Source organism: Pseudomonas sp. BF-R-30, assembly GCF_019956175.1.
In the GTDB taxonomy this organism is placed as follows: Bacteria; Pseudomonadota; Gammaproteobacteria; order Pseudomonadales; family Pseudomonadaceae; genus Aquipseudomonas; species Aquipseudomonas jessenii.
The window spans coordinates 80079-93503 of sequence record NZ_JAHBDE010000003.1 but is presented as its reverse complement, the minus strand read 5'-3'; the positions used below and the strand labels follow the sequence as shown (position 1 = coordinate 93503).

The window sequence follows — 13425 nt, the reverse complement described above, 5'->3', positions numbered from 1 at the left end:
CCCACCTGTATTACGTTTTTGTTAGAAGCGCGATAAGGGCCACATGAGGTGGCCCTCGTCACTTCAGCGTTTGCCAAACCTTACTGGCCGCGCTGGTACATGGTTTTTTGGTAGCTGATGTAGCCGCGCTGACGCATCAGCTCACGACGCAGGCCCGGGTGGGCGGTGAAGCGGTCACGGCCGTGCAGCCAGAACATGTTGTTGACGAGCACGAAGCTTCCGACCGGCACCGGTACCGAAACCTTCTCCTGACTGCCTTCCAGGGATTCGCTCATGGCGGTCAGCCAAATGCCTTCCTCGAAGTCCTTGGGCTGCACGAACTGGTCGATGTAGCGCATTGTCGGGCGGCCTTCGGCGTCGTTGTCGAACACCGAATGGAACACGTCTTCACGCACGTTCTTGCTCGGTGGCGCAGTGAAGCGCATTTCACGGCGGGCCAGCGGATGCGTGTAGTAGTGGTTCAGGTCTCCCCAATCGTCCAGGTGCAGCAGCAGGGTGTTGCCACCCTCCATGTTCTGCTCGTCGATCTTCATCATCAGCACATAGTCAGTGCGCTCCTGAACAAATGTGCCGTCGTTGTGCAGTTCCATGACCCGGTGTGGCTGGCGCAGGTAGCTGTCGGAGTTGTCGGTGTTGACCACTGCAAAGCGCGCGTAGAACTGGCCGCTCATGGCATCGAAGTTGGAACGACCGATCAAGTGCGCGACGGCCGAGGAAAACTTGACCATGTCATCGGCCTGGGACACTTCGTTCAACCCCTCCGGCGTGATCAGCATGCCGCCGGTGGCGCGGTCGAGAATTGTGTTGATCAACACCGGGCGCAGGGTGCCTTCGCACAGCTGGTCAAGTATCTGGCCAACCCGGAAGCGCAGGAACGATTTGTACTCCAGAGCCTGGACCGGCCATTGCGTCACCGCCTTTATGAACGCGTCGACGGTTTGCTTGGCAAATTTCAGCTCAAGCAGGCGCGGTGACTGGCTGGAAGGGGTGAGAGTGAAACCCTTGCACTCCGATGGCAGTGGCATCACAAGGTCCTGAATTTGCGTAAAGGCGTTCATGGCAGTTCCTGGGCAGAAGGTAGGGATTGGCCCCTCCAGCATTGATGTGGATCAGGCTCAGAGCAAAAATATCGCCATAAATTTTTATTGTCTACATTTTTATGCATTGTCGACAATACGTCGTTTCGTCTTATGTTTTTCGTATGACAGATGTTTAGGTATGATTGGACCTTGTCGTTTTCAGGAGCAGTACCTTTGGATAGCCTCACCCCCAAGCAGAACTCTGCATTCAGCGGGTATGAGCGACTCAAACAGGACATCATTCGCGGGGTCTTCAAGCCCGGAGAGAAGCTCCTCATGAGTGGGCTCAAGGAGCGTTATGACTTGGGGGTTGGCCCGCTGCGAGAGGCGCTTTCGCAATTGGTGGCCGAACATCTGGTGGTGGTGATCAGCCAGAAGGGCTACCGGGTCGCGCCCATGTCGTTGAAAGAAATGCAGGACATCTACGATGCCCGCGCCAACCTCGAGGCGATGATCGTAGGCTTGGCCATTGAGCGCGGTGACGACGCTTGGGAGGCGCAGATCCTTGCCCAGTCCCATACCCTCTCGAAAGTTATGGATGTCAAAACCCGAGAGCAGGTCTTGGATGTCTGGGACGAACGGCACAAGGCCTTCCACACGGCTATTGCCACCGGTTGTGGTTCAAAACACCTGTTACAGGCACGTGGCTATCTATTTGATCAGGCCGAACGCTACCGCCACCTTTGGCTGACCCAGACGGTTTTCTCCGAAGAAGCCCTGGCGTTGAAGCGCAAGGAACATGCTGCGCTGGTTGAAGCTATTCTGGCGCGCGATGCGCCACGGGCCAGCACCATGATGCGCACTCACCTGATGACGCCGGTACCGATCATCGCCGAGATTATGTTGGTGCAAGGAATGGGCAGTGCCGCGTGAGTTTGGGGTTGAACGGGGCGGCTAAAGCGAGCATATCCGCCCACTCTAGTGTCCTGAGCAGTTAATTCATTGATCTACCGGTAACGATATACTGTGCGTTTAAGTACATAAGGCGAAGCCGAGCGTTATTAACATTGAATTAATTTATTAACAGCTCAGCTCACTAACTAAGCTGTGCGCTTATAAGCATATTCGCGAATCTGCATCAGGCACTTGGCAAAAAACAATGGAGGCAGACACTCACAAAGAAGCCATAGAGTTCGCCCAGCTACAGATTGATTTTCTCTATCACTGATCCAGCAAATGTACTAGATTGAGACAGAAATCGGCGACTTTCACTTATGCTGAGGCAGGAGTAACCCTGCCCCAGCATAAACGACTATTTGATCACTACCGGATTGACCGGTGATCCCGCAGCGCGATGTACTTTTAGCGGGGCGGCCACATAAAGGAAAGTATACTGCCTGTCTTTAGCGCAACTTTCGGCTAGTTTTTCCAGGTCGCAGATCTCCGTAAAGGCGATACCAAGATTACGCATCAAAGCGCAGTGTAGTGGCAGAGCCACACCTGATACTGGGTCTGTCGTGACCTCATTGGCGATGGTATCGGTGACAAGGTTTGGAATTTCCTTGTCATGGAACCATCGAACAAGCTCCTCCGAATATGTAAGGCCTGGCTCGCAGAATCCGTCGTAAAACGCCTCGCCCTGCTCATAGAAAGCTTGAAGGAAGTTAGTCCTGATAATCAGGATATCGTGGGGCTCGATCGTATGGCCCTGAGCCTCTGCGCACGCCATAAGATCCATGTGAGTGAATGTCTCACCTTTATCCAGCATACGCTTGCCACGATGCCGTGCCATATCCAGTAATACGCCGCGCCCGACCACTCCTCGCTCGCCGATAGGTGCGACACTGGCCTTGTCGAGGCCACCCACAGTTGTTCGCGCGTCGTAGCCGTTCCATATTTTCCCGCCGTACCAGAGGTGGCCAAGCGCATCATATTGCGTGGAGCCTTGCAGGAACGCGTCGATCTTGTCATCAGCGTAGTGCAACCCGCCGGGATAACATGGGCCATGATCATTGTCCCAGCTTGACTCATCGAGAACCATAGTACGTTCCGCCGGGGTACGGCCTGGCCAAACCGGATCGCCTGCGGGATCACCGATCATACGCTGTAAAGTAAATACGCTTCCCGTCTTAATATGCGCAACCCCGCGCATGACTTCTTGCGCGGTCAGGTAATTCAGAGAGCCAACTTCATCTTCCGCGCCCCACTTGCCCCAGTTAGAAGGAGCGTTCTGCAAAAAATCATCCATCTTAGGAACTGCAGTAGTCATGATGTTTTCCTTTTCAGTCACGGTGGTTATTGAAGCGCACGACTAATGCGCCTTGCGTCCTTACCGCTCAGGACATACAAAACATTGAAATGAAAGTGCTCGCTTAATGACAAACGAGCGGCGGCTACAAAAGTCTGTAGCCGCTGGCGTAGCGTGCGATCTGTTTAGCGGTATTAAAGCGCCGAGAAGGGGTAGCTGATAATCAGACGGTTCTCGTCGAACTCCAAGCTGCTGTAATCGCGACGCAGGGTGCTGTTGCGCCATTTCAGCGAAAGGTTTTTCAGGTTGCCGCTCTGGATCACATAGGCCAACTCACTCTCCCGGCCCCACTCCTTGCCGTCACTCACAGTCGCGGTGTGTACGTCTTCACCGCTGATGTAGCGGTTCATCAGGGTCAACCCGGGAATGCCCACACCAACGAAGTTGAAGTCATGACGCAACTGCCAGGACCGCTCCTTGGCATTGTCGTAACTGGAGTTGTAGCTGTCGTTGGCCAGGGTGCCGCCGCTGGTGCCATTGACGCGCATCCAGGCGTTGTCGCCGCTGACCTTCTGCAAGCCCAGGTAAAAGGTGCTGCTGCCATACTTGGCCGAGAACAGGGCGGAGGCGGTTTTGTTGTCCAGCTCCCCTGCCCGCTCGCTGCCGCTTTCCTTGCCGATGAAGTAGCCAAGATTGGCGCCCACTACCCAGCTACCCACTGTTTGGCTGTGCACCAGGTTGATGAACTGCTGGTTGTAGATGTCCTTGAGCTCGGCATTCCACAGGCCAATCATGGTTTGCTTGCTGTTGAAGCTGTACTCGCCCCCGGCAAAGTTGAAGCGATCGGAGGTAACCCCGCCCCGACCGGTCATCGACATATCGTCCATGCTCGCGTCGTTGCGTGGACTGTTGCCGCGGAACTGCCCGCCGTACAGGGTCAAACCGTCGATATCCTGGGAAGTCACCTGGCCACCCCGGAAGGTTTGCGGCAGGGCGCGGCCGTCATCGGAACGCAGGATCGGCAGTACCGGCATCCATTCGCCGACCTTCAGTTCAGTTTTTGCCAGCCGAGCCTTCAACGCCACGCCCAGTCGCCCGAAATCATCGGCTGGACGGCCATCGTCATGCACTGGCAGCAACTGGGTGTTGGCGGTACCGCGACCACCATCGAGTTTGAGCGCGTACAGCCCCAGCACGTCCACACCAAAACCCACGGTGCCCTGGGTGAAGCCGGACTTGGCGTCGAGGATAAAACTCTGAGTCCACTCCTCGGCCTTGCTCTGCGGGTAAGCCGGGTTGGTAAAGTTGCGGTTGATGTAGAAGTTGCGCGAGGTAAGGTTCGCCTTGGCGTTTTCGAGAAAGTCCTCGGCAACGGCCGGAAAGGCAGACGCGGCCAGCGCCAGCCCTAAGACATAGGTACCGACGACAGGTGCCAACATGCGGCTGTTTTTATTGCTGCAGTTCATTATTTTTATACTCATGGTTAAAAAAGCACACAAAACCCTCCCCTCCGCGTTGGCAGACGAGGTGAATAAAGGGAGGGACAAATGGATACGCACTGTCGAATCAGAGCGCGTATCCCTTCGGCGCACCGCACGCTAATGGGCGATGCGCGTCAGTCGGTTAGAAGATGCTGCGGTAGAGGGCTTCTACGTCCTGCTCAGTCATGTCCCTGGGATTGCTGTCGATCAGGCGACGCAGGTTCAGTACCACCGAGTTGGCCATTTCGGTGAGGGCGGGTTCGTCCACTCCCAGTTTCGACAGCCGGGTTTCCAGGCCGCTGTCGGCCACCAGCGCTTCAATTGCCTGGACAAAGGCTTCGGCTGCCTCGGCTTCGTCCTCGAAATGGCGATCAAGAAACAGGTACGTCGCCAGCTCCGCGTATTGGCGTTGCGCCGCAATCAGGTTGAAGCGCAGTACCGGCGCCATCACCAGGGCATTGGCGTGGCCGTGGGGAATGTGAAAGCGTGCCCCTAGCGGATAGGCCAACCCATGAATCGCCGCCACCGAGGCGTTGACGAAGGCCACACCCGCCATCAGCGAGCCTTGCAGCATCGCTGTACGCGCCGCCACGTCCTGACCGTTGGCCAATACTTTGCGCAGGTTGGCGCTCAGCAACCCCAAGGCGGCGGAGGCCAAGCCATCGGCAATCGGGTTTTTACGTGTGCGACTGGTGTAGGCCTCGATTGCATGCACCATGGCGTCCAAACCGGTGGCGGCGGTGACTCTGGGCGGCAGTCCGAGTGTCAGTTGCGGGTCGAGCACCGCCACGTCCGGCATCAGTTGCGACGAATACACCGCTTGCTTGCGCTGTTGCTCGTCAGTGATGACGGAGACCCAAGTCACTTCAGAGCCGGTGCCTGCCGTGGTCGGCACCAACACCAGCGGCACCCGCTGCCCCAGGGCTTTGTCGGTTCCATACAACTCCTCCAGGGGCTGCTCGCTGTTGATCAGCAACGCCACCAGTTTGGCGGCGTCCAAGGAACTGCCGCCGCCGAGGCCCAGCACGCCATCGGCCTTGAATTGTCGGGCCTGCTCGGCGGCCTCTTTGACCACGGCGGACGAAGGGTCGGGAACCACTTGGTCGAACACTGTGACTGCGCAGCCAGCCACCTCAAGCGAGTCCTGGGCCTCAACTGCAAAACCCAGGCTGACAATGCCAGGATCGCACACCAGCATCACCCGTTGCGCACCGAGATCCTTGAGCACCTTGCCCACGCTGTGCAACGCGCCCTCTTCGCAGACTATGCGCGGCACGCTTCTGAATTCATAACTCATCGGTCAGTCCTTTTTGTTTACAGCACCGAGGCATAGATGGCGCGGGTATCTTGGTGGGTTACCGGGCGCGGATTATTGATAAGCAGGCGTTCGACCTTCATCGCGTCATCGGTCAGGCGATCCAGGTCGTCGACAGTCACGCCCACGTCCCGTAGCCGCTGGGCAAACGGCATGCGTTCCACCAACCGGGTCATGAACTCAATAAAGGCATCGCAGGCCAACGCCTCGCTGGCAAAGCGCTGCCCTGGCAGCACCGCCGCCGCCAGTTGCGCGTACAGCGCCTCGGCTGCAGGACGATTGAAGTTCAGCACCGGCACTAGCACCAAGGCGTTGCTCAAGCCGTGGGGCACATGGAAGTGGCCGCCCAATGGGTACGCCAGGGCATGCACCGCCGCCACCGGCGAGTTGGCAAAGGCCATGCCCGCTAGCATCGAGCCGAGAAGCATGTCGGAGCGAGCCGGTAAATCCCCAGGCGTCGCCAGGACCCGATCCAGATTGCCCGCCAGCAGGCGCAACGCCTGCATTGCCAGGCCATCGGACAGCACATTCTTCTTGTGCACGCTGGTGTAGGCCTCGATGGCATGGACCATGGCATCGATACCGGTCATGGCGCTGACGGCTGCCGGCAAGCCGACGGTCAGTCGGGCATCCAGCAGCGCGATATCCGGATACAGCAATGGGCTGACAACGCCCTTTTTCTCATGGCTGGGGGTAGTGACAATCGCCACCGCCGTTACTTCCGAGCCCGTGCCCGCCGTGGTCGGCACTTGGATCAATGGCAAACGCGGGCCTTGGGCCAGGTTGATACCGTAGATCGACTCCAGCGCCTGCTCGCGACCACAGAGCAAAGCTACCAACTTCGCGGTGTCCAGGGAGCTGCCACCGCCCAGGCCGATCACTGCTTGGGCACGGCAGTTACGGGCGGTATCCACCGCGTGCTGTACCGATTCCGACGGTGGATCGGCCTGCACATCGCTGTACAGTGTCGCGTCGACCCCGGCTTCGTTCAGGGCTCGCAAAGGTGCATCCAGCAAACCGGCGCGCAACAACCCCGGATCGCTGACCAGCAATACCCGCTCGGCCTTTAGCTCGCGGCATAAGGTGCCCAGGCGCAACGCGCCATCGATCTCACAGATCACACGTGGCGTGGTTTCAAAGTTAAATGTCGACATACATCTGCCCTACCCTGCTGTCACGCTGCCGCGCTCGATGCGAAACAACGCATCGACCAGGTCGGCAGAATGTGTGTCATCGGATTCGGAGATCAACACGCACAGGCCTTGCTGGCCCAGCTTGGCAATCACCTCGCTTAAACGCCGAGACAAGACCGGCGCTACGCCCTCGAAAGGTTCGTCCAGAATCAACAGTTGCTTGCCCGGCATCAGTGCCCGGGCCATGGCCACCAGCTTCTGCTGGCCACCGGACAACTGCATCGCCTTGCGGTCACGGAACTGGGCGATCTCTGGAATCAGGCTGTAGACCCATTCCAGACGCTGTTTGCTGTCGGCCAGTTTGTTGGCCCACACTGGCAGCATGATGTTCTCTTCCACGGTCAGCGACGGAATCAGGCGCCGATCTTCGGGCAAGTAGCTGATACCCGCTGCGGCGCGGGTAAAAGCCGGCTGCGCGCGCAGGTCCTGTCCGCCAAAAAACATCTCGCCGCGGTCCGTGGGCAACAAACCCATGATGGCGCGGATCAAGGTGGTCTTACCGGCGCCGTTGTGGCCGATCAGACCGACCATTTGCCCGGGGCCGATGGACAGCGACACGTCATTGAGGATCGGTATGCCTTCAATCGATACATTGAGATTGCGAATTTCCAGGCTCATTTCACGGCACTCCTTTGCGCCTTGTCGTGGGCTTTGGCGCCGCCAGTGACAAACTCCTGCACCTGCGCATTGGCCAAGACTTCTTCCGGGGCGCCGTCGGCCAGGACTTCACCGCTGTAGAACGCGAGAATCCGCGACACATAGCGGCGTACCACGTCCATGTCATGCTCGACGAACAGCACGGTTACTTGATGCTCGGCAACGACGCGCATCACGGTGTCCATCAGCGCGGTTTTCTCTTCGGCGCTAACGCCGCTGGTTGGCTCGTCGAGCAACAACATCTGCGGATCACCAATCAACGCCATGGCAATATCGATGAGTTTGCGCACCCCTTGCGGCACCGCAGTGACCAGAGTGTCACGCCATTGCGGTATGCCGAACTCGACGAGAATGGCGTCGGCACGGGCAATGCGTGAGGCGCTACGCATGGGCACCAGCAGCGCTGGAAACGGGCTTTCGGCCGCCGCCACCGCAATCAGCAGGTTGTCTAGCACGCTCAATTGCGCAAACAGTTGGGCGACCTGGAACGAGCGGGCCATGCCCGAGCGGGTAATCGCTCGAGGCGTGCGACCAATGATCGACTGGTTATTGAACAGGATCTCGCCCCGACTCGGCTTCAAGTAACCTGTGACCATATTGATGAAAGTGGTCTTGCCGGCACCATTGGAGCCGATCACACCGACCACTTCCCCTTTGTTGATCCGCACATTGACGTCCTTGGCTGCAGTGACGGCGCCGAACTCCTTGCACAGACCTTGGGTTTCGAGAATGCAGGTCATGCTTTAGCCCTCCTAGCGTTACCGGCAAACAGGCTCCACAAGCCCTTGGGCAGGAACACAATGATCGCCAGTAAGGTGAAGCCCAGAATCAACTGCCAGCTATGGGGCACCAGTTCGATGGCGTAAGTGCGCACCACGGCAAACACGATGGCGGCGATAAAGGGTGCCGCCACGTGGGCGGTGCCACCGAGTAAGGCTATGAACACGAACTCACCGGAGGTGATCCAGTAGGCCATTTCCGGGTCGATATGCCCGGCGGACAAGGCCATGAAACCACCTCCCAATGCCGAAACGGCTGCGGCGGCTACGTAGTTCATGTACAGCACCCAGCGTGGGGACTGCCCGAGGTATTCGACACGCACTTCGTTTTCACGAATTGCTTCACACATCATCCCGGCATTGCTGCGGCTATAGCGATGCAGCAACACAGCCAATACCGTCGAACTGGCAACGATGATCATGAACAAAACCAGCGGCCCCTGCCCGGCGGCCGGCGACCAGCCAAACAGGGTCCAGGCCTTGACGTTGAAGCCGTCAGTACTGCCCAGGGCCGAGCTTTTCACCAGCACGCCATAGAGAATCATCGAAAACGCCAACGACAGCATGGCGAAGAAAATCTCCCGATAGCGGGTCATCAGCAGGCCTAGAATCATCGCCAATAAAACCGCGACGCCAACTCCGATCATTAGCAACACGGCTAGGTCGGTGATGTTTAGGAAATGTCCACTCATGCCCACGGCATAGCCACCAACGCAGAAGAACAAGCCTTGGCCAAAAGTCACCAGACCGGCGCGCATCTGCATCACCACGCCTTGCACCACCATGGCCTTGGCCAACGCCATGGTCAGCAAAAACACCAGCCATTGCGGAGCAATCCAGCCACCGGCGGCCAGCAACGCTGCAACCGCCAGCAGAATCAGTTCGGTTTTATCCATACGCATCAGATTTTCCTCGCAAGCACGCGGCCGAACAGGCCTTGCGGACGTACCGCCAGAACCAGCGCCATGACGCCGTAAATCACAAAGAGTTCGAACTCCGGCGCATAGTGCACCGCCGCCGCACGGCTCAGCCCTACTAGCAAGGCGCCTACCGCCGCGCCTTCGATACTGCCCATGCCACCGATCACCACCACGGCGAAGGCCAGGACGATAATTTCCACGCCGATGCCCGGCGCTACGGAAATAGCCGGAGCGGTCAAGGCACCGGCCAAGGTGCCGAGCATGGTGCCCAACACAAAGACTAGGGTGAACATGCGCTTGACGTTGACACCCATGGCCATAGCCACTTCACGGTCGTGGATCACAGCCCGCAGGACCTTGCCTTGGTTCGTGCGCTCCAGCCACAGGTACAAGCCCAGTCCAAGCACCAGCGACACGCCTACCAGCATCAGGTCGTAATTGGATACCTTCAGCCCGGCCAAGGCGCTACGGCCCATTTCGGCATAGGGTTGATAGGCAAAATAGGGGTTCACGCCCCAGATCATTTTCATGGTGTCTTCCAACACCAGCAGCAGCGCGTAGGTGATGATCACCATCAGCACTTCGTCTCGGCCGTACATAAACTTGAGCAGCCCGCGCTCGATAATCAGGCCAACGATCAGCCCGGCCACCACGGCACAGCCAAGCATCAGTAGGTAACCGGCCCAGACCGGGCCAATACCGTTATTGAAATACCAGCCCACCAGCGAAGCTGCGGTGTAGGCGCCAATGGCATAAAAACTGCCATGGGCCATGTTCAGGATCCGCATGACCCCGTAGATCACCGTCAACCCTGCCGCGACCAAAAACAGCCACGAGGCATAGATGGTGCCGTCAATCAGCACCGCGAAAAGACTCATCATAGAGGTCCTACCTTGGCATAAAGGTGGCGACGCCGGACGGGCCGCCACTTCGGAACAATCAAGCGAGGTTGATCAGTTGCACTGGGCACCGGGGAAGCCAGCCTTGATCCATTCCAGGGCGGTGGTGCCGTCTGGTGGAGTCACGCATTCGCCGGAGAAGGCGATGACGTTTTGCACGTTGCCTTTCTTGCTCGCCTTGTCGAATTGGTACTCGCCATAGGAAATGCCCTGCATCGCCTGATGCCCCCCGGCGCGAGCCATTTGCACCGTGCCGGACACCGACTCAAAGGTCGCGCCCTTGAACGCCTTGGCGATCTCCTGCGGCGCAGGGATCTTGCCCTGTTCAACCTTGGCGTTTTCCGCTGCGTGCTTGAGGCCGAGAATGGCTTGGGCCATTTTGCTCGCCGGGTAAGTTGGCGCGGTGCTGTAAGCGGCTTGGTACTTGTCCTTGAACCAGCGATTGAGTTCGTTATCCGGCGCGAACGCACCAAACGGGCCACGGCCGCCTATGACCATGCCGTTGGGAGCCTGGTCCTTGTAGCGGTCCAGGGCGGACTCGCCGCAGGTCAAAACCGCGGTGGCGTCTTCCAACAAACCACGGGCATTGGCTTGCAACACAAGCGCTTCCATGTCGCCGCCCCAGAAGCTGGAGTGGATGATGTCCGGGCGCTTGACCGACAGAGCGGAAATCTCGGCGCCGTATTGGCCCTGGAAAACCTTAGGCATCTGCGACTCGACCACCTTGGCCTTGGGCATCAACTGCTCCATGGAGTGGGTGAAGTCTTTCCAGCTGTCTTGTCCAAAGGCGTAGTTCTGCTGGATGCCGGCAATTTTCTGCGCGTCAGGGCGGGTCTTGGTCAGGTAACGGGCGGCGCCGATATTGTCCACGGCCGCATCAAGGCCGGTGCGGAAGACAAACTGCGGGGTCTTGTCTTCGTTGAACAACTGAGAAGTGCCGCAATCGTAAAACACGGTCATGGCCCCCAGCTCTTCGGCCACAGGCGCAATGGCCAGGCAGTCGCCGGAGGAAATGTAGCCCACCACTGCATCGACCTTCTGGCGCTGCACCAGGTTACGGAACTCTTCGACCTGTTTAGCCGCGCCGCCCGCTTCGTCGATGATCACCACCTCGATTTCGGCACCGTTAATACCAATGGTGTTGTAAGGCGCCGGGAGCTTGCCTTGGTTTAGCCCTTCCACCAGCACTTTGGCGGCGTTCGCGGAGGGCTCGCCGAACGGCCCGGCTGCTGGGCCCGATAGGAAAGTCACGACTCCGATACGAAACTTACCGTTCTCGGCAGCCATGGCTGAGGAGCCCATGGACAGGGCCACGCCAGCGGTAATAGCAAGGGTCAAACGGTGCTTCAGTATGTTTTTCTTATAATTGTTCATCTGTGCTTCCACTTTCGATTGATGAATTGACTAGGGACTCTCGGGACGACTCTTTTTCGAGTCAGGGCTTTCAGCGCTCATTCGACGCTTGATGGTTGCGCTGTTCTGCTGCAGTTCCTGGGCGGAATACACCACCCAATTACCCAGCATCACCTTGGCGGGCGGGTAATCGTTGTTGAGCACCGGAGTGCCAATTGCCTGGGTCTGCTGGATTTGGTGGGTTAGCGGATCGATCCATGAGACGAACCCGGGCGGATCTTCTGGCAAGGCAATTTCCAAGCCTTCCAAGGCACGTATCAAATCCGGGGCGTCGACGCTGCCCAGCGCTTTTTCATAGGCTTTGGCTAACACCATGACACCGGTGTAGGCACCTTCGGCGGCGTAGGTCGGGTAGCGACCGTTGATGGCCTGGAAGCGCTCGACAAAGGAACGATTGCGCGGCGTATCCGGCCAGTTGTTATGGTGCCGTGCCGAGAGGATCAGCCCCGGAAGAGCCTGGTCGCCCAGGGACACCAGGAAATCGTAGTTACCCCCGGTGTCGAAGTTGGCTAGGCGCGAGGTGGCGAACAACTGGGTGCTTGCTGCCTGCTTGACGAAGGCCTGGAAGTCACCGCCCCACAGGGCCGAGACAATGATGTCGGGTTTAGCTTGTTCCAGAGCGGCGATATAGGCGGAGTAGTCAGGTTCATACAGGCGTGGCCAGAGTTCGGTGACGTCCTCGAACTTGACACCCAGTTGGGCAAAGGCCTCGTGCAGGTCATCGCGGGACACGTGGCCGTATTCGTAATCGGGGCCTATGAACGCCAGGCGTTTCCATCCGGTTTGTTGTTGCAGGGCTTGCAGGTAGCGGGCACCGGCGGCCATCGAGGTCCAAGTGTCATTGGTGACGCGGAAATAGTACGGGTGGCCGTTTTCCAAGGTCATGCGCGAGGACGCATGGTCGGTGCCGATCATCAGTACTTTCTCGCGCTTGGCCAACTGACTGACCGCCAGCCCCACGCCGGACGAGACCATACCGCACAGCACTTGCACACCGTCCTGATGAATGAAGTTTTTCGCCAGGCCTACGCCATAGGAAGCCTTGGACTGATCGTCATCGATGATCACGCGCAGACGTGGCACTTGCTGGCCAGCCTCGCGCTGCGCCTGCAACTCACCTAGGGCAATCTGGATCCCGGCGATGCTGTCCTGGCCGTAGATCGCTGCGCGCTCGGTCATCGGGTAAAGGCAGCCCATCGTCAGGTCCGCCTGAGAGGCGGCAGCGCCCAACTCCACGCGGCCGACCTGAGCTGAAGCTACAACGCTCAGCAAAAGACTGCACACTGTGAACGAGCAATAAAACCATGGACGTGGCAGTGACATAAGTATCCTTTAGGGCGTTGGCAACGCCTCTTGTTAGTTCGCCAGAGGGATAGAGCAAAGGGTGTGCCAGAAAGGCTGAAAAGCTTGTAGGAGTTGCCTAGGCAAGTGGCTGCGATCGGACGCATAGCGGCCGCCAGCTTGGAAATGCAGTCTGCCAGGCATACCTGGGCGCCCGGGG

General features: G+C 58.3%; 12 protein-coding genes. 1 reads left to right on the top strand and 11 read right to left on the bottom strand.

The window, feature by feature from the left end; translation table 11 throughout:
- Positions 1–80 precede the first annotated feature (80 nt).
- Complete coding sequence (gene glaH / locus KGB20_RS02145; RefSeq protein WP_223531905.1) at positions 81–1058, bottom strand: glutarate dioxygenase GlaH; 978 nt, start codon at positions 1056–1058, stop codon at positions 81–83.
- A gap of 195 nt (positions 1059–1253) precedes the next feature.
- Between glaH and csiR the strand changes: the two genes are divergently transcribed.
- Positions 1254–1952, top strand: coding sequence for a DNA-binding transcriptional regulator CsiR (csiR, locus tag KGB20_RS02140; RefSeq protein ID WP_223531903.1), 699 nt, complete (start codon positions 1254–1256; stop codon positions 1950–1952).
- Positions 1953–2331: 379 nt separating this feature from the next.
- Here the strand turns inward: csiR and KGB20_RS02135 are convergent, their stop codons facing one another.
- From KGB20_RS02135 to KGB20_RS02090, 10 genes are all read right to left on the bottom strand, one after another.
- Complete coding sequence (locus KGB20_RS02135) at positions 2332–3288, bottom strand: cyclase family protein (RefSeq protein ID WP_223531901.1); 957 nt, start codon at positions 3286–3288, stop codon at positions 2332–2334.
- Between the two features lie 173 nt (positions 3289–3461).
- Entirely contained in the window at positions 3462–4706 is a 1245-nt protein-coding gene (locus KGB20_RS02130; protein ID WP_223532006.1) for an OprD family porin, read from the bottom strand.
- Positions 4707–4890: 184 nt separating this feature from the next.
- Positions 4891–6045: an iron-containing alcohol dehydrogenase gene (locus tag KGB20_RS02125; protein ID WP_223531899.1), complete on the bottom strand. Its 1155-nt coding sequence runs from the start codon at positions 6043–6045 to the stop codon at positions 4891–4893.
- A 17-nt stretch (positions 6046–6062) separates the two neighbouring features.
- The gene (locus tag KGB20_RS02120) at positions 6063–7217 is read right to left on the bottom strand and encodes an iron-containing alcohol dehydrogenase (RefSeq protein WP_223531897.1); all 1155 of its coding nucleotides are present in this window, start codon (positions 7215–7217) and stop codon (positions 6063–6065) included.
- 9 nt (positions 7218–7226) lie between these two features.
- Positions 7227–7874 (bottom strand): ATP-binding cassette domain-containing protein, encoded by a 648-nt coding sequence (locus KGB20_RS02115; RefSeq protein ID WP_223531895.1) that lies wholly within the window; start codon positions 7872–7874, stop codon positions 7227–7229.
- Entirely contained in the window at positions 7871–8653 is a 783-nt protein-coding gene (locus tag KGB20_RS02110; RefSeq protein ID WP_107022596.1) for an ABC transporter ATP-binding protein, read from the bottom strand. Before KGB20_RS02110 ends, KGB20_RS02115 begins: the two co-directional genes overlap by 4 nt.
- A complete protein-coding gene (locus KGB20_RS02105; protein WP_223531893.1) occupies positions 8650–9594 on the bottom strand; it encodes a branched-chain amino acid ABC transporter permease in 945 nt (314 codons plus the stop codon). Before KGB20_RS02105 ends, KGB20_RS02110 begins: the two co-directional genes overlap by 4 nt.
- On the bottom strand, positions 9594–10493 hold the full coding sequence (locus KGB20_RS02100; protein WP_223531573.1) for a branched-chain amino acid ABC transporter permease: 900 nt from the start codon (positions 10491–10493) through the stop codon (positions 9594–9596). The genes KGB20_RS02105 and KGB20_RS02100 overlap by 1 nt, the downstream gene beginning before the upstream one ends.
- 72 nt (positions 10494–10565) lie before the next feature.
- A complete protein-coding gene (locus tag KGB20_RS02095) occupies positions 10566–11885 on the bottom strand; it encodes an ABC transporter substrate-binding protein (protein WP_223531891.1) in 1320 nt (439 codons plus the stop codon).
- Positions 11886–11915: 30 nt separating this feature from the next.
- Positions 11916–13160 carry an ABC transporter substrate-binding protein gene (locus KGB20_RS02090; RefSeq protein ID WP_223531889.1) on the bottom strand — a complete coding sequence of 415 codons (1245 nt, stop codon included), beginning with the start codon at positions 13158–13160 and terminating at the stop codon, positions 11916–11918.
- Positions 13161–13425 lie beyond the last annotated feature (265 nt).

Coding starts and splice junctions, on each gene's coding strand:
- glaH (WP_223531905.1), bottom strand. CDS start 1,058: ATGAACGCCTTTACGCAAATTCAGGACCTTGTGATGCCACTGCCATCG.
- KGB20_RS02125 (WP_223531899.1), bottom strand. CDS start 6,045: ATGAGTTATGAATTCAGAAGCGTGCCGCGCATAGTCTGCGAAGAGGGC.
- KGB20_RS02095 (WP_223531891.1), bottom strand. CDS start 11,885: ATGAACAATTATAAGAAAAACATACTGAAGCACCGTTTGACCCTTGCT.
- KGB20_RS02120 (WP_223531897.1), bottom strand. CDS start 7,217: ATGTCGACATTTAACTTTGAAACCACGCCACGTGTGATCTGTGAGATC.
- KGB20_RS02105 (WP_223531893.1), bottom strand. CDS start 9,594: ATGCGTATGGATAAAACCGAACTGATTCTGCTGGCGGTTGCAGCGTTG.
- KGB20_RS02130 (WP_223532006.1), bottom strand. CDS start 4,706: ATGTTGGCACCTGTCGTCGGTACCTATGTCTTAGGGCTGGCGCTGGCC.
- KGB20_RS02135 (WP_223531901.1), bottom strand. CDS start 3,288: ATGACTACTGCAGTTCCTAAGATGGATGATTTTTTGCAGAACGCTCCT.
- KGB20_RS02100 (WP_223531573.1), bottom strand. CDS start 10,493: ATGATGAGTCTTTTCGCGGTGCTGATTGACGGCACCATCTATGCCTCG.
- KGB20_RS02115 (WP_223531895.1), bottom strand. CDS start 7,874: ATGAGCCTGGAAATTCGCAATCTCAATGTATCGATTGAAGGCATACCG.
- KGB20_RS02110 (WP_107022596.1), bottom strand. CDS start 8,653: ATGACCTGCATTCTCGAAACCCAAGGTCTGTGCAAGGAGTTCGGCGCC.